Genomic DNA, 19,903 nt, shown 5'->3' on the forward strand with positions numbered 1-19,903 from the left:
GCGCCACCGCTCTGACAGAACATAGGACGTTACTCTCAAATTCCCGCTATGCGGTTTTATGATTCCTTTCTCTACCAACCTCAACAAGGCTTTCCTGCTATTGGAACGTTGAACATTTAGTAATTTTGATATTTCAGCGACACGGACAGGTTAATTCGTTCCCTTGAACAACTTCACAATCTCCCGTTCCCGCATATTTAGTTCTTCCGTATCATCATCACTAAATGCTCCAAACCAATGCCCAAACAGATGTAAAACAAATTGCTGACACCTCCTCGACTTGTTGGTAACATGATTTAAGCTATAACGTGTTATTAACCAGTCATCAATAAGTAAATGATTTCCTCGCTCCAACTGATTGTCGTAATCCCAACGGCTTATATCCCTTGCGTGCGTACCGTAAGGATCAACTTCAAAACCAATCTTATACCTGCCCCTTATGTAAGCAAAATCTATAAATCGATATCCATCCTCAAAATCCCGCACCTCATATTCTGCGTGAAGATATTCAAAATGTCCAAAAATAGGCCACCATACTTTTTCCAAAAACAGACTTTCCGCATGTCCAATACCCACTTCTTGGAGCCTGATTAACCTCGCACCTTTACTTTCCCTAATTTGTCTCTCTACATAAAATGTGTATGCGTCGGCAAATTCCCCATCCTTCTTCTCGACTTTATCAACGTCCACAAGGGTATCAACCAGGTTACGCATACTCTTCCTCAGACCCGTCTTTCCTGCTTTTCGTTCCATCCCACTTCATCCCCTTTCCCAAACTGGGCTCCTCCTAAACGCAAAAAACCGCCTCTCCCCCTACGGGAAAAGACGGCATGTGCTTCACGCTCGCATGTATATTGTTGTTATTTCCAAAAAAGGTTAAGCCGTTACAATTCGGATTACGCCCCGCACAGACTCCGCGGACTTCTCAAGTGCCGCTTTCTCGTCCTCCGTCAGCTCCAGTTCGAATATCTTCTCGATGCCGTCGCCGCCCAAGATCGCGGGTACACCCATGAACAGGTTGTCATAGCCGTACTCGCCTTCCAACAACGCAATGACCGGAATGATGCGCTTCTTATCCTTCAGAATCGCCTCGGTCATTTGCACCAGGGACGCCGCCGGCGCATAATACGCGCTGCCGTTGCCCAGCAAGTTCACGATCTCGCCGCCTCCCGTACGGGTGCGTTGCACGATCGCTTCGATCCGATCAGCCGGGATCAGCTTCTCGATCGGAATACCGCCTGCGTTCGAATAACGAACGAGCGGAACCATGTCGTCGCCGTGGCCGCCAAGTACGAAGCCCCGCACATCTTCCACGGAAACGTTCAATTCTTCCGCGATAAAAGTGCAATACCGCGCGGTATCGAGCACGCCGGATTGACCGATGACACGGTTTTTCGGGAAGCCCAATGCTTCAAACGCCACATAAGTCATCGCGTCCACCGGGTTGCTTAAGATGATGACGTAAGAGTTTGGAGCATATTTCTTCACATTCTCACAAACGGATTTCACAATACCTGCATTGGTGTTAACCAGATCATCACGGCTCATCCCCGGCTTGCGGGCAATCCCTGCCGTAATAATCACGATATCGGAATCAACGGTATCTTCATAGGAAGAAGTTCCGATAATCTTGCTGTCGAACCCTTGAACCGGACTTGCTTCCAGCATATCCAGAGCTTTACCCTTTGTAGGGTTTTCCAACTGCGGAATATCGACAAGAACAACGTCGCCAAGCTCTTTCTGAGCAAGCATTAAAGCAGTAGTCGCGCCCGTGAAGCCTGCGCCGACCACGGTAATTTTTCTGCGAGTGATGGCCATAATTGGATTACCTCCCGAAAATAGATGCTCCCCGAAAGTAAGGTGCTGTTTAAGCATACACCATGACCTCTCGGGGAGACAAATTTAGACTACATATTCGAAATGATTTGGTTAGCGAACTCCGAGCACTTCACTTCGGTTGCGCCTTCCATCAGACGGGCGAAGTCGTAAGTTACGGTTTTGTTATTGATGGATGCGGTCATCCCTTTATAGATCAGGTCAGCCGCTTCCTGCCAGCCCAGGTGCTCAAGCAACATTACGCCGGAAAGGATAACGGATCCAGGGTTTACCACGTCAAGACCAGCGTACTTAGGCGCTGTACCGTGCGTAGCTTCGAAGATCGCGTGACCTGTCACGTAGTTGATGTTGGCGCCAGGTGCAATCCCGATGCCGCCCACTTGTGCTGCCAATGCGTCAGACAGGTAGTCACCGTTCAGGTTCAATGTAGCGATAACATCGAAATCCGTAGGACGAGTCAACACTTGTTGAAGCGCGATATCAGCGATGGCATCCTTCACAAGAATCTTGCCAGCATCCGTAGCTTCCTTCTGAGCAGCATTCGCCGCGTCTACACCTTTGTCCGCTTTAATGCGGTCGTATTGATCCCATGTGAACACTTTGTCGCCGAATTCAGCTTCAGCCACTTCGTAGCCCCAGTTTTTGAAAGCTCCTTCAGTGTATTTCATGATATTACCTTTGTGAACAAGCGTTACACTCTTACGTCCGTGTGCAATTGCGTATTCTACCGCCGCGCGGACAAGACGCTTGGAACCTTCAGCGGATACAGGCTTGATGCCGATTCCGGAAGTTTCAGGGAAACGAATCTTGTTAACGCCCATTTCCTGTTGCAGGAAGGCAAGCACTTTCTTCACTTGCTCGGAACCTTCTTGATACTCGATACCCGCATAGATATCCTCTGTGTTCTCACGGAAGATAACCATATCTACCAGCTCAGGACGTTTCACCGGAGAAGGCACGCCGTCGAAATAACGCACTGGGCGCAAGCAAACATACAAATCCAGCTCTTGACGAAGAGCTACGTTCAGGGAACGGATTCCGCCGCCGATCGGCGTTGTCAAAGGACCTTTAATCGCAACGATGTACTCGCGAATCGCTGTAAGTGTATCTGCCGGCAACCACTCACCGTATTGGTTGAAGGATTTCTCGCCCGCGAATACTTCGTACCATGCGATTTTCTTCTCGCCGCCGTATGCTTTCTCAACAGCCGCATCCAACACACGTTGGGAAGCCGCCCAGATGTCAGGACCTGTTCCGTCTCCTTCAATGAAAGGCACGATCGGATTGTTAGGCACGTTCAAGACACCATTGTCGATTGTTATAGGTTGTCCTTCGGTCGGTAATGTGTATTTGTCAAATTGGGGCATGAATAATTCCTCCTGAAATTTAGGTTTGGGGTAACCGCGAGGCTACCCACCGTTTACATCATAACTTGTTATCTTAAGAACGCTGCTCAAGCGGGATATACTTGCTATTCGAAGGACCCGTGTACTCGGCGCGAGGGCGAATCAGACGATTGTTCTCGAATTGCTCCAGAATATGCGCGGCCCAACCGGATACACGGCTGATCGCGAAGATCGGCGTGAACAAATCGCGAGGGATCTCCAGTGAAGTATACACGGAAGCGGAATAGAAATCGACGTTCGGTTTCAAACCCTTCTGTCCGGTAACAATCTCTTCAATCTTAATCGACATGTCGTACCAACGGAGATTGCCCGTCAGCTCGCCCAGTTCGCGGGACATCTTCTGCAGATGCTTCGCGCGGGGATCGCCGTTCTTGTATACGCGATGACCGAAGCCCATGATCTTCACTTTATTATCCAGCTGTTCGCCGATATAACCGTCAACCTGCTCAGGTGATCCGATCTCTTCCAACATCGCCATCACCGCTTCGTTCGCGCCGCCGTGCAACGGACCTTTCAGCGCGCCGATGGCGGAAGTGATACCCGAGTAGATATCAGACAATGTAGCAACGGTTACCCGCGCTGCGAATGTAGATGCGTTCAGTTCATGATCGGCATGCAAAACAAGTGCCGTGTCCAACGCGTTTACAGCTACTTCATCCGGCTCGTTGCCTGTAAGCATATATAGGAAGTTATGTGCGATCGATACGCCTTGTTTCGGCTCAAGCGGCTCCTGCCCTTGACGAATGCGAGCAAATGCAGCAACAATCGTCGGCAATTGTGCTTGAAGACGAATCGCTTTGCGAACGTTTGCATCACGGGACATATCGTTAGCTTCCGCATCGTAAAGTGCCAAGGAAGAAATGGCTGTGCGCAAGGCAGCCATGGAATTTGAATCTTGCGGGTATAGCTTCATCTGAGAGATGACTTCCGCCGGTATTGCTGCATTACCGCTTAAATCTTGCTTAAGTTGGTTTAATTCCGCCTCGTTCGGCAGTTTGCCAAACCATAACAGATATACTACCTCTTCGAACGAAGCCTGTTCTGCCAGCTCGTCAATATTAATGCCACGGTACGTCAGGAAACCGTCAATAATCGAACTGATCGATGAGGTGGTTGCAACGATACCTTCAAGCCCTTTAGTTGCTGTCATCCTTCTCTCTCCTTTAACAATGAATTACGAATGGTCAGTACGGAATGAATAATATCTTTGAATGATTAATCTATGACAAGCGCTATGAAACATCTTCAGAACTACCACATTAGTCCATCCTAATCATAAAGCATTTTCCAAGGGATGTGAACCGAACCCCACATAAAACTTCATTATCGCTTCTATAAAAGAATTTTTGAAAAGGGTTTCAGGGGAGTTGTTTTGCTAGTTTCAAGGGTAATGTTACAATAAGCACATCATGTTGATATTATTTATCGTGAAAGGAAGTCTGACATGTCCTCTACCCGCTTCGGCATCATAGACATCGGTTCCAACTCCATCCGCCTTATGATCTGCGAGGTAACAGAAAACGGAGCCTACCGTGTAATAGATGAAAGTAAAGCTTCCGCCCGACTCAGCGCCCATATCGATAGCAACGGCAACCTGCCTTCAAGCGGGATTCAGATCATTATAGAGACTCTAGCCTATTTCAAAAAGCTTTGCGAGGCCAGCGGCGCATCCTCGATCCGGGCCGTAGCCACCGCCGCGGTTCGTAACGCCGTCAACGCGGATGAAATCATTCGCTTGACCGAGGAAGGCAGCGGTATTCCGGTAGAAATTCTGAGCGGCGAGGAAGAAGCCCGTTACGGCTATCTTGGCGTTAGCAATACACTTGATATTGAAGAAGGTTATCTTGTGGATATAGGCGGCGGTAGTACGGAAATTGCCTATTTCCGCAATCGGAAGCTTCAACAAAGCGTGTCCTTTCCGTTCGGCTCCGTCAATACCGGCAAGAAATACTTGCGCAACGGCAACTTGGACGCCGAGGGATTAACTAGAATTCAAGCCATGGTAAGTCAAGCCATGGACAAAGAGCCTTGGATCCGCAAGCATCCCGGTTTGCCTTTAATCGGACTCGGCGGAACGATACGCAGTGTGTCCAAACTTGATCAGAAACGAAAGAAATACTCGCTTCCTTTAACCCATAATTACCCTATGTCCGCTCAGGACACGGACGACTGGCTAAGCATACTTATGCCGATGCCTCTGGAGAAGCGGAAGAAAGTTCCCGGCTTAGCTAAGGAGCGCGCCGATATTATTCTGCCGGGTCTGGCCATCATGCAGGCCGTTTTCCGGCATACAGGTTCAAGACACTACATCATCAGCGGCGCGGGCCTCCGGGACGGCCTTTTCTTTGAGGCGCTGAGTCCGGACAAGCCTGAAATTGACAATGTGCTGGAACACAGTGTCCGCAACCTGATGTCTCTGCATCCCGCTATTCCTTACTCACATCTGGAACAGGTCAATCGTCTGGCCGTCACTTTGTTCGATCACCTTCAGCCGTTTCATGCTCTTGGCGCCAGAGTAAGAGAATATGTGCATGTCGCTGCTTTGCTGTACCGAATCGGTGTGACGATCAATTACTATCAGTATGCCAAGCATACATTCTATCTCATGGCGCATTCCCGCATTGACGGGTTGACGCACAGAGAAATTCTGATTTGTTCCATGATCGCCTCTCACAAAAGCAAAAGCCGGACCCGCAGCTTATTCCTTGAACACAAGGATATTCTGACGGAATCCGACTTTGGATTAGTTATGCAGATTGGCTCTCTGCTGCACCTGGCCATCGCGCTGGATCGCAGTGAAACCCAGCCTGTGAACAAGCTGCAAGCCGAGGTGTTCAACAAAGAGCTTTTGCTTTCCCTTCAAATCGCGAAGCTTGCCGATATTGAACTGAAAGAAATCGAGAACGTAACTCCTGATTTCGAGAAACAATGGGGACTTTCCGTGAAAACGGCCGTTGCCCCCAAGTAATCGGAATTCGAATTCATGAAATCAGCTCTTCCAGAGACGTGTATCCGCCGCCGCGAATTGGCTTCGCAGCGGCGGTTTGTCGTTCGTGACTCGCGCGTACGTGCCGTTCGACAAGAGCTGTCTGGCTTTTACATTATCGCTAAGCTTCAATTGGAGTATGTTGATGATGGAATCCCGGATTTGCTTGTCGAACACCGGACACATCAACTCCACCCGCCGGGTAAGGTTACGCGTCATCCAGTCCGCGCTGGCCAGAAACACTTCCGGGTCACCCGCGTTCTCGAAGTAGAACGTCCTGGAATGCTCCAGAAAGCGATCCACAATGCTGTATACATGAATGTTCTCACTCAAACCGGGAACACCCGGACACAAGCAACAGACGCCTCTCACCAGTAAGTCAATCTTCACCCCTGCCTGCGAAGCCTCATAGAGCAAGTCGATCATCTCTTGATTGGACAGGGAATTCATCTGCCCGATGATATAGGCCGGCTTGCCTTGCAAAGCATTTTCTTTCTCTCTGGCGATCAGCTGAAAAAACTTATCTTTCAGCGAGCTTGGCGCAACGCCGAAAACCTGAAAATTATGCGGTGCGGAATAGCCGGTAATATCGTTAAACAACGCGGAAGCGTCCTCTCCGATTAACGGATGCGAAGTAAACAATCCCACGTCCGTATACAACCTTGCTGTGCTGTCATTGTAATTACCGGTGCCGACATGCACATACCTGCGTAATTGATCTTGTTCCTGACGCAGCACGAGAGTGATCTTCGCATGCGTCTTGAGTCCGACAAGGCCGTATACGACATGGCATCCTGCTTTCTCCAACTGGCGCGCCCAAGCGATGTTCCGTTCCTCGTCAAATCTCGCCTTCAGCTCCACCACGACCGTAACCTGTTTACCCGATTCAGCGGCCCTCGCCAGCGCCTGGACCAAGGTCGAATTTCCGCTGACCCTGTACAGTGTCATCTTAATGGCTAACACCTGGGGGTCATAAGCCGCTTCCGTCAGGAAATCATCCACCGCTTTGAAGGATTCATACGGATGGTAAACAAGCAAATCCCTTTGGCGAAGCACGTTAAAGAGATCCTCGCTTTCCGCGAATTCCTCTGGATACACCGGATCAATCTTCGGAAACCTTAGTCCGTCTTTGCCAGGAATGGATAAGGAGAACCGCATGAGGTACGTTAAATCCAGAGCTCCGTCGATTTCAAATACATTATCGGTAATCTCAAACTCGTCCTTCAGCAGATTAAGCGCGTACGGATGCATCCCCTTTTCCACTTCGAGACGCACGGGAATGCCCCATCTCCTTTTGCGGAGCTCCTTCTCAATCTCTTCCAGAAGATCTTCGGCATCCTCTTCATTCAACGTAATATCCGCGTTTCGAGTCAGTCGGAAATGGTGAACAGCTAACGGAATATATCCGCTGAACAAGGTTTGAATGTGTATTTTGATTAAATCTTCCAGCAATATGTACTCCAGCTTCTTACTGTTTGGCCGGGACGGCAATTGAACAAACCGCGGCAAGATCGACGGCACCTGCACAATGGCAAAATAGGGCTCCTCATCCGCCTCGTAAGCTACTTCATCCTCCCGTTGGAGCACAACCGACAAATACAAGCCCAAGGAATGGACAAGCGGGAACGGACGGCTCTGGTCCACTGCCATCGGCGTCAGAACGGGAAAGACAATATCATGAAAGTAAGCGTCCAACGTCTTTTGCTGATTTACGCTCATATCATCGTACCGGGTGAAATGGATTCCCTCTTTGGCCAGTTGCCGATGCAGATCGCGCCCTGCCTTGGATTGTAACGTGACCATACCGCTCGCGCGTTTCATAATTCGTTTCAGAAGACCTTGAGGCGTGTACCCGGTAAAATCCTTGCGCGTAACACCCGCCTTCACCTGTTCCGTAATGCCGGCAACCCGGACACTCATAAATTCATCGAGATTAGACGACACAATAGACAAAAATTTAATTCGTTCAAGCAACGGATTCTGCACATCCTGCGCTTCTTCCAGCACACGCTTGTTAAACTCCATCCAGCTCAATTCTCGATTGACATAACGGGAAGGAACATCTTTTCCGATATGAATTTTGTTCAAAAAAATGACCTCCTGTTTCATAAATAGGGATGATGTCGATTTTGGTAGAATATAGATTACATGATACAATGTGATTATACATAATCGTTATTTATCCAGCGTAAGGGAGGTTCTCCATGGACCGCAATTTGGTTCGTCAAATGTTTCGCGGCTTGCTTGTGATTATTGCTATCGTATTAGCATGCCTTGCTTTCTATTACGGCACACCGTTGCTTTATCCTTTTGTTATCGGGTGGTTGCTCGCCTATATGCTTAACCCTATCATTGCCATGTTGCAACAGAAAGCTAAATTCCCCCGTTGGTTAGCCGTAACTGCCGCATTGGTCGTCTTTATCGGGATTGTCACGACCTTTATGGCCATCTTGGTGACCCGCATCGTTGTTGAAACCGGTGTTCTCCTTGAGACAATCCAGAACAATCTCGATAAGTGGATAGATGATTTGTTGAACCTGGTTAATTCAGATGTCATACAGGGCGTTGCGCAGCAACTTAGCCGTTTGTATGAAGATAACCCTGATTATCAGGAAACAGTCAACAATAATCTTTCCTCAACTGCCGAGACCCTAGCCGGAGCTGTTTCCAAATTGATTACTGCGTTTTTTGACAGTGTGCTGGTTCTCATTAAGCTATTGCCGAACATTGCAACCATCGCCATCGTGATCCTGCTGGCTACATTCTTCATCAGTAAGAATTGGGAAAGACTGAAGCAGCAGATCTCGGATTGGTTCCCAGATAAGACCGTACGAACCTCAACCGTCATCTGGTCTGATTTACAGAAAGCCCTGTTCGGTTATTTGCGCGCACAGCTCATTCTGATTTCCATAACAGCCGCGGTCGTCATCATTGGTTTACTCATTCTGAAAGTCAAGTATGCCATCACCATTGGCTTGTTAATCGGCTTGGTGGATCTGCTTCCCTATCTCGGCACCGGCGCGGTGATGGTCCCTTGGATCGCATACGTATACATCTACGGTGATATCCGGTTGGGTGTAGGTTTATCCGTATTGTACGGCATAATCCTGGTTGCCCGCCAGATCTTGGAACCTAAAGTACTTGCCAGCAGCGTAGGCTTGGACCCTCTCGCAACTTTGATTTCCATGTTCGTCGGATTAAAGCTGTTCGGTGTGCTCGGGCTTATCATCGGGCCGGTTACCCTGGTCATCCTGTCTGCCTTCGCCAAAGCGAACGTCTTTCGAGATCTGTTCTACTTTATCCGGTTTGGACCGCGCCCTAAATAGTATACAAGTTAATTGTTAACGCCACGTAAACTTGAATAAATTTCTGTCTCCCTGAGACAATTTCTTTTGAATGAAAGCTTGCAACCCGGCTCGGAAGAGAGGTCTGGTCAACGGAAACACAAGCATAAAGCCTAAGAGATCGGTAATAAAACCAGGCGTGAGAAGCAGCAATCCCCCTACGAGAATACAGATACCATCCAGGATCGGTGTGCCCGGCACCTGACCTGACTGCATCTGTTCGCGTGCGGCGGCGAGCACTTTTCGCGCCTCTCTTTTGGCCAGAAAAGCGCCGACAAACCCTGTCATCAAGATGAACACGAACGTCTGCCAACCTCCGATTAAACGTCCCATCGTCAGCATTCCCCAGATTTCCAACGCAGGCACAACTACCATCAACACTACAATGATCCGAAACATGGTGAGTCTCCCTTCGATCCGTCATTTGAAAAAAAGAGCCTTTCCGCGATACCTATCCGCGGAAAAGCTCTTTGCTGTTTAAGATTACAATACGTTAGCTTGTCCTGTGTAAATAACACCCAGTTCAGCATAAACCGATACTTCCATACCGTCCTTCAAATCATCGAAAGCGTTATTCACGCCGATGATAACCGGAATACCAAGATTCAATCCGACGACAGCGGCATGAGAAGTAATGCCTCCGCCCACGGTAATGACAGCTTTGGCTTTCTCAAAAGCAGGCATGTATTCTTTATCTGTCGAGTAAGTAACCAATACCGAATCGTTACCCATCTTCTGAATCGCTTCTTCCGGAGAACGGGCGATAACGATCTTGCCTGTTGCGCTTTGGCTGCCGATACCCTGGCCTTTGGCAATCAACTCGCCGATGTGATGAACCTTGATCAGGTTCGTGGTGCCCGCGCGGCCAACCGGTACACCTGCTGTAATGACAACCAGGTCGCCAAGGCTTAACATGCCGGTAGATACGCCGCCGTTAACAGCGATATCGAACATTTCGTCCGTTGTGGTAGCGGCCGTTCCTTTAACAGGAATAACACCCCAGACCATCGCCAACCGGCGCATTACCTGCTCGCTAGGCGTTACAGCCAAGATCGGAGCTTTAGGACGGTATTTGGAAACCATACGCGCCGTGTAGCCGCTCTCTGTGGAAGTAATAATCGCTTTCGCTTCCAGATCCAAAGCCGTGTTCGCTACCGCTTGGGAAATAGCTTCCGTTACGGAAGTTTGGGAAATCGCAGCTTGATGTACGAAGATTTCGCGATATTGCAATGCGGATTCGGCACGCAAAGCGATTCGGGACATCGTTTCAACGGATTCTACAGGGTACTTTCCTGCCGCTGTTTCGCCGGAAAGCATGATCGCGCTTGTACCGTCGAAAATCGCGTTCGCCACGTCGCTTGCTTCCGCACGGGTCGGACGCGGGTTACGTTGCATGGAATCCAGCATTTGTGTTGCAGTGATGACAGGCTTACCGGCAATATTGGACTTCTGAATCATACGCTTCTGAACCAGCGGCACTTCTTCCGCAGGAATTTCAACGCCCAAATCACCGCGGGCAACCATCAGGCCGTCGGAAACTTCCAGAATTTCATCCAGGTTGTCCACGCCTTCTTGGTTTTCGATCTTGGAGATAATCTGGATGTGCTCCGCATTGTAACGCTCAAGCAACTGACGAATCTCTAATACGTCACTAGCTTTACGAACGAAAGAAGCCGCGATGAAATCGATTCCGGATTCGATACCGAAGATGATGTCATTGGCATCCTTCTCCGTAATGCCTGGCAAGGAGATGCGCACGCCGGGAACGTTAACGCCTTTCTTGCTCTTGATTTGTCCGCTGTTCACAATGACACAATCGATTTCTGTGCCGTTGCGGATGCCTGTAACCGTCAGACCGATCAGACCGTCGTCAATTAGAATGGTGGATCCGACTTTAACGTCTTTCGGCAAATCTTTATAAGTAATTGGGATACGCGTAATATCGCCCAACATTTCTTCCGTAGTCAGCGTGATATTCTCGCCTTGTTGCAGTTCGATCGGCTCTTGAGCCAGTTTACCCAGACGAATTTCCGGCCCCTTCGTATCGAGCAGGATCGCCACCGTCTTGCCCATTTCCTGACAAGCTTGGCGAATGTTCTTGATCCGGTTACCGTGTTCCTCGAAGTCACCGTGGGAGAAGTTCAGACGGGCTACATTCATTCCCGCGTTAATTAATTTCTTCGTGTTCTCGAGGGACTCGCTGGACGGTCCGATCGTACATACAATTTTCGTTTTGCGCATGGTTTCTTAATTCCTCCGATTTTAGTAAAGCTGGCTCTTGTCTGTGTTGTGAGTATCTATAAAACTTCTACCCATTATTATAATCAATTGCTAAACAAAAGTAAATTTCCCGACCTTACGAAATTTCTCGTAACGGTCCATTCTTAATTGGTCCGCGTTCAGCTTCAGCAGCTCTTGCAGGTGTTTCCAGACGGCTTCCTTCACGTAACCGGCCTGCTCGTCCCAGTCGCGATGCGCGCCGCCCTTAGGCTCAGTCACAATTTCTTCGATAATCCCGAAACCGAGCAGATCGTCCGCCGTAATCTTCATCGCTTCGGCCGCTTCATCCGCTCTGGACGCATCCTTCCACAAAATGGATGCCGCCCCGTTAGGCGAAATGACCGAGTAGATGGCATTCTCAAGCATTAATACACGGTTTCCGACACCTATAGCCAATGCTCCGCCGCTGCCGCCTTCGCCGATAACGACGCATATAATCGGCACACCGAAGCCGGACATTTCGCGCAGGTTGCGGGCAATCGCTTCCGATTGCCCCCGCTCTTCCGCGGCACTGCCGGGATAAGCGCCTTTCGTATCAATGAACGTTATGATTGGACGCTTGAACTTGTCCGCTTGTTGCATCAGCCTGAGCGCTTTCCGGAATCCTTCCGGATGCGGGCTGCCGAAGAAACGCGCGATGTTATCCTTCGTATCCTTGCCCCGCTGGTGTCCGATCACGGTTACAGGAATTCCGTTCAGCTTGGCCACACCGCCGACGATCGCCAGGTCATCTCCGAACAGCCGATCACCGTGCAGCTCCATGAAATCCGTAAACATGGAATGAATGAAATCCAGTGTGGTCGGACGTTGGTGATGCCGCGCGAGATGCATCTTCTGGGAAGCGGAAATGTTCGAATACACTTCCTCTTTAAGCCTGGCGTATCTTTCCTCCAAGCGTGCGATTTCATCGGTAAAATCAATGCTCTTCTCCGCACCGAACCGTTGCAATTCCTCAATCTTGCTCCGTAATTCTACTAGAGGCCGTTCAAAGGGCAACTCACCCGCCATGCGACACTTCCCCCTTTACGGTATGAAAATCCAGGATTTGGGCTAACGTACTCTTGAGATCTTTGCGATGAACGACCTTATCCAACTGTCCGTGAGCCAAGTTGAATTCGGCTGTTTGGAAGTTGTCCGGCAGTTTCTGACGGATCGTCTGTTCGATGACGATTCTCCCAGCAAATCCAACCAACGCGCCGGGCTCCGCAATGTTATAATCGCCCAACATAGCGAAAGAAGCCGGAACGCCGCCGAAGGTGGGATCGGTCAACACCGAAATATATAAGCCGCCCTGTTCGTGAAGCCGGGACAGGGCCGCGCTTGTTTTGGCCATCTGCATTAAACTCAGAATACTTTCCTGCATTCTGGCTCCGCCCGAAGTGGAGAATATGATTAACGGATAGCGCTTCTCCATAGCAATTTCAATAGCGCGGGTTATCTTCTCGCCCACCACGGAGCCCATGCTGCCGCTGAAGAATTCAAAATTCATCACCGCAACGACGGCTGGAAATCCTTGAATGGTGCCTTCCCCCGTAACTACGGCTTCTTTATGAGGGTTCTTCTCCAACTGCTGATCCAGTTTCTTGCGATAGCCGGGAAATTGCAGCGGGTCCACCGAAATCATATCCTGGTCAAATTCAAAAATGCGTCCTTCATCCAAGATCATCTGAATCCGTTCAGTGGCATTCAGTCGATAATGGTGGCCGCATGAGGAACAAACCTTCAAATTCTTCTCTAACTCTTTGCTGTATTGGATATTTCCGCATTTCGTACATTTGTTCATAATCCCTTCCGGGATATCGCGCTTCACGCGTTCCGAAGGAATCGTTGCGTACTTCTTCTTCTGAAATAGGTCCTTAAGCACATTGACACCTCACAAGGCAATTTTGGATTTTGCAAAAAAAGCCCGTAATTCTATCTGGGGTTAAGAATGCCGTTCAATACCTCTTGAACTTCTTCAACTTCACCTTCGGGAACGACAATTTCGAATTGATTCTTGGAAAGATGGGTACCCCGGACGCCTACGAGAAAACCTTCTTCGGTCAATTTATGCTTTATGATCTCTGCAATTCTGGCGGTTGGCGCAATATATATGACCGTCCACATGAAGGAACCTCCCCTGCTTGCTATAACACTTAACACATCCGGTTGACGATGAACTTATGTATAACACAGCCTTTCTCCACAGAGCAAGAAGACCGTGTTCATTTAACCAAGGCGAAACGACTGTCGCTCTACTTTAGTCGTAAAAAGTCCACACAATAGACTCATGATACCATATCTCTTCTTTCTATAGCAATGCGGTAGATTCGCTAAAAAGAAAAGAAAAGGCTGGAAATTCAGCCTCTGTTAAGCCTCCGGCAGTAAATCTGAGTACCGGACGGCATTCTGATTTTTATGGGCGATTCGGGCGGAAGCGGCCGCCGCGAGGCCCGCTACCAGATCGTCCAGAAACACATGGATCCCTGATTTATTATCGTTTAATTCCTTAATAATTCCGATTTTCTCCTTATCGAGATAACCGAAGGAGGTGAGCCCGATCATCCCGTACACATTCGTAATGCCGAGCGCCAGCGTTTCATCCACTCCGTAAAGCGACTCATCGGCCTCCATTATGGCTTGCAACGGCTGCGGCAGCAACTTCTTCTCCGCCAGCTCATCCAGTGCGATTCCCGTGTAAAGCACGTATTGCACTTCTCTTTTGTTCAGTACAGCCATGACACTCTCTACGCAAGCTTCATTGGATAAAAAGGCGTTGTAAGGCTTCTGCAGCTTGTACACGATTTCGGCTATGGACTCAACCGAAACCCCGCGGGCTTTCAACATGCGTACGATGGTTGTGTGAGACATTCGCATTCCTCCTGATAGGGACTGTAACTAAACATATGCAAAGGAGGTTGTAAATGTTCATATTTTTTCTATGAAAAAAAGGCCATGCTCTCTCATTCGTTAAGAGAGAAAGCACGGCTTTCAAAGATAGGATTATTTGACCCGGACCGCGTCGGGTCCAAGAATCTCGGCAATGCCCCCGAACAGTTCGGGTGAGGGCTTCACGTTGTGCTGTTCGTTGAGCGCGAGAAGCTTCCCCTCGCGCTCGTAGAACAGCACGGTCTGCAGCGGCCCCGCATGCCGCTGCAGCAGCGCCTTCAGCCGGCTCAGCACCGCCGGCGTCTCCCGGTCTTCGGCGATCCGCACGAAGACCTTCTGGCTCTGCCGCTTGGCGGCGGGAGCCGACTGCGCCGGGGGCGCGGTCGGCTGCTCGCGCTCCGCGGGCGGAGCGGCCGGCGCAGCCGGCCCGGGTGCGCGGGCGGCAGCTTGGCCGGCCGGCCGCGCGCCAGCGCCCGCGCGGGGCGATGAGGCGCCGGGGCGCTTCATCGCCCGCAAACGCGCGGGCAGCTCGGGGCTGTCGAGCGGGATCAGCTCGTCCGCGAGCAGCTTGATGTCCTCGTCCTGGTGCTGCAGCTTCGCACGGACGAGGACCAGAGCGCCTTTGTGGACCAGCGAACCATACCGCTTCCACGTCTCGGGAAAGAGTACCGCTTCCAGCTTGTCGACGCGGTCCTCCAATTCCAGAAAGGCCATACTCTGGCCTTTCTTCGTAACGATGTTGCGTTGGGAGACGATCATCCCCGCGACCCACACTTCCCGTCCGTCCGGAAGCTCCGGCAACTCCAGAATGCGATCGGTTTCAGCCTTGCGGAGCAGATCTTCATAGCTGTCCAGCGGATGGCCGGAGATGAACAACCCGAGCAACTCGCGTTCTAGTTCCAGCTGTTGAAGATGGGAGTAGGGCTTAATCTCCGGATATTCGATCGTCCAGTTTACCGCCTCCACGAAGCCAAACAACTGAAGTTGAAGATCATCCCGCTCCTTCTTCCACTTGACGGCCGCATCCAGCGTCTCGTCCAGCATAGCGATTAACTGCGCCCGATGCCCTTGCATGGAATCAAATGCGCCCCCCTGAATGAGGGATTCAATTACCCGCTTGTTACAGACGCGAAGGTCCACCTTGCGGCAGAAATCCAGTAAGTCGGCATAGACCGACTCCTTACGTTCTTTAATGATCGTTTCTATGGCTTGCGTACCCACATTCTTGATGGCGGCCAGTCCGAAACGAATGCCTCCCAGTGGGGAAACGGTTTCTATAAGCACTTCTTCTGCAAGGGGCTCCTTAACTGCCGGTTCTGTTGGCGCAGCCCGCTCTACCGCGTTCCCGATCGCATTCCTGTCCGTCCCTCTCGCCTGCGGCGTAAACAGCACTTCGCTGCTGTTCACATCCGGGGGAAGAATATCGATGCCCATGCGGCGGCAGTCATCAATATATTCCGCCACTTTGCGGTGATTTCCCATGACAGCCGTGAGCATGGATGCCATAAATTGCACCGGATAATGGGCTTTGAGATAAGCCGTCTGGAACGCGAGGACACCATATGCCGCGGCATGAGCCCGGGGAAACCCGTAATCCGCAAAGCGGACAATCATGTCATAGACCTTATTCGCGTCGTCTTCCGGGTAGCCTTCCTTCAAGCTCCCTTGGACGAAATGCGCGCGTTGCTCGTCCAACACTTCCCGCTTCTTCTTCGAGACGGCGCGCCGCAGCAAATCCGCTTCGCCGAGAGAGAATCCGGCCATGGCTGAGGCAATCTGCATGATCTGCTCCTGGTAAACAATGATGCCATAGGTGTCGGACAGAATCGGCTCCAGAGAGGGATGCGGGTACTCAACCTGGATCTGACCATGCTTGCCGCTGATATATTTCGGAATAAATTCCATCGGACCCGGACGGTACAAGGCCAGCACCGACACAATATCCTCGAACGTCGAGGGCTTGAGGTCCTTGAGCACGCGCCTCATCCCTGCGGATTCCAGTTGAAAGATGCCCGTTGTGTCACCGCGGCTTAACATTTCGTAAGTCCGCGGGTCGTCATCCGGAATCGCATGGAAATCGATGTCCTTGCCGAATTGCACCTTCACCCAATGCAACGTTCTCTCAATAATGGACAACGTCCGGAGCCCCAGAAAGTCCATCTTCAGAAGTCCGATCGATTCCAGGTGTTCCATGGAATATTGAGTCAGCGCCGAATGCTCCGTCCCCGCTTGCAGAGGAACATAATGGGTCAGCGGGTCACGGGAAATAATAACGCCTGCCGCATGGGTCGAAGCATGCCGGGGCATGCCTTCCACTTTACGCGCCATCTGGATGAGCTCCGCTGTTTTCGGCTGGGTTTCCGTAAGCTTCTTCAGCTCCGGGTTCAGTTCCAGCGCTTTCTCGATCGTGATCCCCAGCATGTTCGGAATCATCTTCGCGGCGCGGTCTACTTCATGATACGGCAGATTTAACACCCGTCCGACATCGCGAACCGCGGCTTTAGCAGCCATCGTTCCGAAGGTAATAATCTGGGCAACCCGGTCGGAGCCATATTTACGCGCCACATAATCTATAACCTCGTCGCGTCGTTCATCACTGAAGTCAATATCGATATCCGGCATGGAAATCCGCTCGGGATTTAAGAAACGCTCAAACAACAGCTTATACCGGATCGGATCCACATCGGTAATCCGGAGCACATAGGCTACCAAACTGCCGGCTGACGAGCCCCTTCCCGGTCCGGTGGCAATGCCGTTATCATGAGCGTAGCGGATGAAATCCCAAACGATCAGGAAATAATCGGAGAATCCCATCGTTTGAATCACATTTAATTCATAGCTCAGTCTGCCCGTCACGGATTCGCGAAATTCCGCATCTTTCCAGCTTTGCTGTTTGCCGAAACGCGCCTCCAGCCCCGATTCGCACAATGTCTTTAAATAACTTTCGCTGTCGAATCCATCGGGAATGGGTTCAAAGGCGGGGAGAATCGATGTTCCGAACGTAAGCTCCAGATTACACTTATCGGCAATCCGTGACGTATTGACCACAGCTTCTGGCACGTGCCGAAAAAGTTTGGACATTTCTTCACTATTTTTGAAATACAACTGGTCCGTCGAGAACTTAAAGCGCTCTTGATCATCAACGGTTTTGCCTGTCCCGATACACAGCAACACGTCTTGCACCTTATGGTCCGGCTCCGTAATGTAATGAATATCATTCGTCACCGCCATGGGAATACCCGTTTCCCGGCTGAGCTCGATCATGGCGGCGTTAACCTTCTTCTGTTCGATTAAACCGTGGTCCTGCAGCTCCAGGTAGAAGTCTTCACCGAACATGTCTCTGTAGCGGAGGGCGGCTTTCAGGGCTTCTTCTTGGCGGTCGTGCTGCAAGTGCCGGGATATTTCTCCTCCCAGACATGCGCTAAGACATACGATACCTTCCGCATATGCAGCCAGGTGCTCCAAATCAATGCGCGGTTTGTAATGAAAGCCTTCAAGTTGTGCAACGGAACAGATTTTCATCAGATTTCGATAGCCCTGTTCATTCTTGGCCAGCAGAATTAAATGATAGATCGGATTGTCCTTGCGCGCGCCTTTCTCTTTCAGCGGCCCCGTTGTTAAATACACTTCACAGCCGATAATCGGTTTAATTCCCCGTTTAACACAAGCTTTATAGAATGGAATCGCTCCGTACATGACGCCGTGGTCGGTCAATGCCAGGGCTTTCATCCCGTTTCTGGCTGCCGTTTCCGCTAAATCTTCAATTCTGGCCGCGCCGTCCAGCAAACTATATTCACTGTGAACGTGCAAATGTACAAACTCGTTCATGCCCTTTCCCTCCTTATCTCTCGTTGTGGAAAACTATTATCATATTCGGGAGGGTTCATCCCATACATTAGGGATAGGGACAACCCTCTTCATTCTTCATCCATACCATTCGTTCACGGAGGCCTTCTCATGAACTTTATAACCAAGGTGTTCTTTGATTTCTTTGTCGCGTTCGGCGTGGTGCTGGGCGGTTCTTTACTCGGCGGCATCTGCGCGGTCATCACGCTTCAACCGCCCGCTTCCATGATGTTCACCATCGCGGACAAAATCAAAATATGGGCTATTGTCGCCGCCGTGGGCGGCACCATTGATCCGCTTAAGGTCATTGAGACCAATTTCGTGGAAGGTCACCTCTCCCCCGCCATCAAGCAGATTCTGTTTATTGTGAGCGCGTTTGCCGGCGCTCAAATGGGTACGGATCTCATCCACTGGATCTGCCGCGGCGGAATGAAATCATGAGAGTTCCGTCCATGGAGAGGTTTGCCCATCTGGCACAGATTGCCGGCATATTCCTGTGCGGCCTCGTTGTGGGCTGCGCTCTCTTCAATTCCGTTTTCCATTTGCAGATGGAGAAGGTGTTGAAATCCAACCGGGAATACAAAGAACAGATTGAAGAGCTTCAAGATGAAGCTAAAGTTTCGGAAACCTATAAAAATAAACAAGTCATCTCCAAAATTATGGTACGCATTGAAAAAAATCCGGCGGATAACGAAGTGAAACAGATCGCTCAGGAACAAATTAAAAATTCGCTGCAAAAGGAACTCAGTATCCTAAAAGGCAATTCCATTTATGATATTGACCGAGACGCGAAGATCGCCCGACTGCTGTTAAATAAGAAAAGATACACGGTGGATGGAAATGATTATACGATTGCGGTGAAAACCATGCTGCTTGTTGATAAAGTATTGCACATCTGGATTTCAGTGGACCGGCATATCCGAAATTGATTTTCTTGGCGGAAATGAGTACAGTTAAACTTATTATTGCGAATGTATATGCAAAGGAGCTCATACCCCGTTATGATTCAATCCATTTATTACGTATTTATCCTGTTGATCCTGGCCACTTCACTCTTCTCCGTGTATAACAGCTTCAAATCCCGCCGCGAAACGGACGGAGCACGGAAGGGCATATATGCCGCAAGAACGAACATTTCGATGGGAGCGATGCTGATCCTGATCGCTGTCATGCAATTGTTCTTCTTCCAAGGAAGCTCGCTCCGGGTCATTATAGGCGTGCTGTTTCTGCTCATTGGCGTGTTTAATCTGTTTGCCGGACTTCGGAACCATAGTTATTTCGGCAAAATAAGTCGGTAATCAAGGAGCTCTCACCACGATTGATGTGGCTGGGCTCCT

17 protein-coding genes are annotated in these 19,903 nt (G+C 50.1%); 5 read left to right on the forward strand and 12 right to left on the reverse strand.

Annotated elements, in window-relative coordinates:
* Positions 1 to 150 precede the first annotated feature (150 nt).
* The 4 genes from SY83_RS21500 to citZ form a co-directional block, all read right to left on the reverse strand.
* A complete protein-coding gene (locus tag SY83_RS21500; RefSeq protein ID WP_082882681.1) occupies positions 151 to 753 on the reverse strand; it encodes a hypothetical protein in 603 nt (200 codons plus the stop codon).
* A 123-nt stretch (positions 754 to 876) separates the two neighbouring features.
* On the reverse strand, positions 877 to 1,818 hold the full coding sequence (mdh, locus tag SY83_RS21505) for a malate dehydrogenase (protein ID WP_068610288.1): 942 nt from the start codon (positions 1,816 to 1,818) through the stop codon (positions 877 to 879).
* Between the two features lie 89 nt (positions 1,819 to 1,907).
* Positions 1,908 to 3,203: an NADP-dependent isocitrate dehydrogenase gene (gene icd, locus SY83_RS21510; RefSeq protein ID WP_068610291.1), complete on the reverse strand. Its 1,296-nt coding sequence runs from the start codon at positions 3,201 to 3,203 to the stop codon at positions 1,908 to 1,910.
* Between the two features lie 73 nt (positions 3,204 to 3,276).
* Positions 3,277 to 4,392 (reverse strand): citrate synthase, encoded by a 1,116-nt coding sequence (citZ, locus tag SY83_RS21515; protein ID WP_068610293.1) that lies wholly within the window; start codon positions 4,390 to 4,392, stop codon positions 3,277 to 3,279.
* Positions 4,393 to 4,686: 294 nt separating this feature from the next.
* On the opposite strand from citZ, the gene SY83_RS21520 reads away from it, so the two are divergent.
* Positions 4,687 to 6,210 (forward strand): Ppx/GppA phosphatase family protein, encoded by a 1,524-nt coding sequence (locus tag SY83_RS21520; protein WP_068610295.1) that lies wholly within the window; start codon positions 4,687 to 4,689, stop codon positions 6,208 to 6,210.
* Positions 6,211 to 6,231: 21 nt separating this feature from the next.
* Here SY83_RS21520 and ppk1 read toward each other — a convergent pair whose 3' ends face one another.
* The gene (gene ppk1, locus SY83_RS21525) at positions 6,232 to 8,337 is read right to left on the reverse strand and encodes a polyphosphate kinase 1 (protein WP_068611287.1); all 2,106 of its coding nucleotides are present in this window, start codon (positions 8,335 to 8,337) and stop codon (positions 6,232 to 6,234) included.
* A 95-nt stretch (positions 8,338 to 8,432) separates the two neighbouring features.
* Here ppk1 and ytvI point away from each other — a divergent pair, with 95 nt between their 5' ends.
* Entirely contained in the window at positions 8,433 to 9,554 is a 1,122-nt protein-coding gene (ytvI, locus tag SY83_RS21530) for a sporulation integral membrane protein YtvI (RefSeq protein ID WP_068610296.1), read from the forward strand.
* 15 nt (positions 9,555 to 9,569) lie between these two features.
* On the opposite strand, the gene SY83_RS21535 is transcribed toward ytvI, so the two are convergent.
* The 7 genes from SY83_RS21535 to SY83_RS21565 form a co-directional block, all read right to left on the reverse strand.
* Positions 9,570 to 9,971 carry an FxsA family protein gene (locus SY83_RS21535; protein ID WP_068610299.1) on the reverse strand — a complete coding sequence of 134 codons (402 nt, stop codon included), beginning with the start codon at positions 9,969 to 9,971 and terminating at the stop codon, positions 9,570 to 9,572.
* Between the two features lie 84 nt (positions 9,972 to 10,055).
* Entirely contained in the window at positions 10,056 to 11,813 is a 1,758-nt protein-coding gene (gene pyk, locus SY83_RS21540) for a pyruvate kinase (RefSeq protein WP_068610300.1), read from the reverse strand.
* Positions 11,814 to 11,903: 90 nt separating this feature from the next.
* Complete coding sequence (locus SY83_RS21545; RefSeq protein ID WP_068610302.1) at positions 11,904 to 12,860, reverse strand: acetyl-CoA carboxylase carboxyltransferase subunit alpha; 957 nt, start codon at positions 12,858 to 12,860, stop codon at positions 11,904 to 11,906.
* Positions 12,850 to 13,716: an acetyl-CoA carboxylase, carboxyltransferase subunit beta gene (gene accD, locus SY83_RS21550; protein WP_068610304.1), complete on the reverse strand. Its 867-nt coding sequence runs from the start codon at positions 13,714 to 13,716 to the stop codon at positions 12,850 to 12,852. The genes SY83_RS21545 and accD overlap by 11 nt, the downstream gene beginning before the upstream one ends.
* A gap of 50 nt (positions 13,717 to 13,766) precedes the next feature.
* Positions 13,767 to 13,958: a glutamate decarboxylase gene (locus tag SY83_RS21555; protein WP_068610307.1), complete on the reverse strand. Its 192-nt coding sequence runs from the start codon at positions 13,956 to 13,958 to the stop codon at positions 13,767 to 13,769.
* 243 nt (positions 13,959 to 14,201) lie between these two features.
* Positions 14,202 to 14,702 carry a phosphatidylglycerophosphatase A family protein gene (locus tag SY83_RS21560; RefSeq protein WP_068610309.1) on the reverse strand — a complete coding sequence of 167 codons (501 nt, stop codon included), beginning with the start codon at positions 14,700 to 14,702 and terminating at the stop codon, positions 14,202 to 14,204.
* A gap of 132 nt (positions 14,703 to 14,834) precedes the next feature.
* The gene (locus tag SY83_RS21565; protein WP_068610311.1) at positions 14,835 to 18,548 is read right to left on the reverse strand and encodes a DNA polymerase III subunit alpha; all 3,714 of its coding nucleotides are present in this window, start codon (positions 18,546 to 18,548) and stop codon (positions 14,835 to 14,837) included.
* Between the two features lie 129 nt (positions 18,549 to 18,677).
* On the opposite strand from SY83_RS21565, the gene SY83_RS21570 reads away from it, so the two are divergent.
* The 3 genes from SY83_RS21570 to SY83_RS21580 all read left to right on the forward strand — a co-directional run bounded on the left by SY83_RS21570 (position 18,678) and on the right by SY83_RS21580 (position 19,864).
* Complete coding sequence (locus tag SY83_RS21570; protein WP_068610313.1) at positions 18,678 to 19,007, forward strand: YtrH family sporulation protein; 330 nt, start codon at positions 18,678 to 18,680, stop codon at positions 19,005 to 19,007.
* A complete protein-coding gene (locus SY83_RS21575) occupies positions 19,004 to 19,495 on the forward strand; it encodes a sporulation membrane protein YtrI (RefSeq protein WP_068610316.1) in 492 nt (163 codons plus the stop codon). Before SY83_RS21570 ends, SY83_RS21575 begins: the two co-directional genes overlap by 4 nt.
* Positions 19,496 to 19,567: 72 nt before the next feature.
* Positions 19,568 to 19,864, forward strand: coding sequence for a YtpI family protein (locus SY83_RS21580; protein WP_068610318.1), 297 nt, complete (start codon positions 19,568 to 19,570; stop codon positions 19,862 to 19,864).
* Positions 19,865 to 19,903 lie beyond the last annotated feature (39 nt).

Source organism: Paenibacillus swuensis (assembly GCF_001644605.1).
In the GTDB taxonomy this organism is placed as follows: Bacteria; Bacillota; Bacilli; order Paenibacillales; family DY6; genus Paenibacillus_N; species Paenibacillus_N swuensis.

Excerpts from the sequence above, each read along its gene's own strand:
- ytvI (WP_068610296.1), top strand. The coding sequence starts at position 8,433 with ATGGACCGCAATTTGGTTCGTCAAATGTTTCGCGGCTTGCTTGTGATT.
- citZ (WP_068610293.1), bottom strand. The coding sequence starts at position 4,392 with ATGACAGCAACTAAAGGGCTTGAAGGTATCGTTGCAACCACCTCATCG.
- SY83_RS21555 (WP_068610307.1), bottom strand. The coding sequence starts at position 13,958 with ATGTGGACGGTCATATATATTGCGCCAACCGCCAGAATTGCAGAGATC.
- SY83_RS21520 (WP_068610295.1), top strand. The coding sequence starts at position 4,687 with ATGTCCTCTACCCGCTTCGGCATCATAGACATCGGTTCCAACTCCATC.
- SY83_RS21565 (WP_068610311.1), bottom strand. The coding sequence starts at position 18,548 with ATGAACGAGTTTGTACATTTGCACGTTCACAGTGAATATAGTTTGCTG.
- pyk (WP_068610300.1), bottom strand. The coding sequence starts at position 11,813 with ATGCGCAAAACGAAAATTGTATGTACGATCGGACCGTCCAGCGAGTCC.
- SY83_RS21570 (WP_068610313.1), top strand. The coding sequence starts at position 18,678 with ATGAACTTTATAACCAAGGTGTTCTTTGATTTCTTTGTCGCGTTCGGC.
- icd (WP_068610291.1), bottom strand. The coding sequence starts at position 3,203 with ATGCCCCAATTTGACAAATACACATTACCGACCGAAGGACAACCTATA.
- SY83_RS21500 (WP_082882681.1), bottom strand. The coding sequence starts at position 753 with ATGGAACGAAAAGCAGGAAAGACGGGTCTGAGGAAGAGTATGCGTAAC.
- mdh (WP_068610288.1), bottom strand. The coding sequence starts at position 1,818 with ATGGCCATCACTCGCAGAAAAATTACCGTGGTCGGCGCAGGCTTCACG.
- SY83_RS21575 (WP_068610316.1), top strand. The coding sequence starts at position 19,004 with ATGAGAGTTCCGTCCATGGAGAGGTTTGCCCATCTGGCACAGATTGCC.
- SY83_RS21560 (WP_068610309.1), bottom strand. The coding sequence starts at position 14,702 with ATGTCTCACACAACCATCGTACGCATGTTGAAAGCCCGCGGGGTTTCG.
- ppk1 (WP_068611287.1), bottom strand. The coding sequence starts at position 8,337 with ATGAAACAGGAGGTCATTTTTTTGAACAAAATTCATATCGGAAAAGAT.
- SY83_RS21580 (WP_068610318.1), top strand. The coding sequence starts at position 19,568 with ATGATTCAATCCATTTATTACGTATTTATCCTGTTGATCCTGGCCACT.
- SY83_RS21535 (WP_068610299.1), bottom strand. The coding sequence starts at position 9,971 with ATGTTTCGGATCATTGTAGTGTTGATGGTAGTTGTGCCTGCGTTGGAA.
- SY83_RS21545 (WP_068610302.1), bottom strand. The coding sequence starts at position 12,860 with ATGGCGGGTGAGTTGCCCTTTGAACGGCCTCTAGTAGAATTACGGAGC.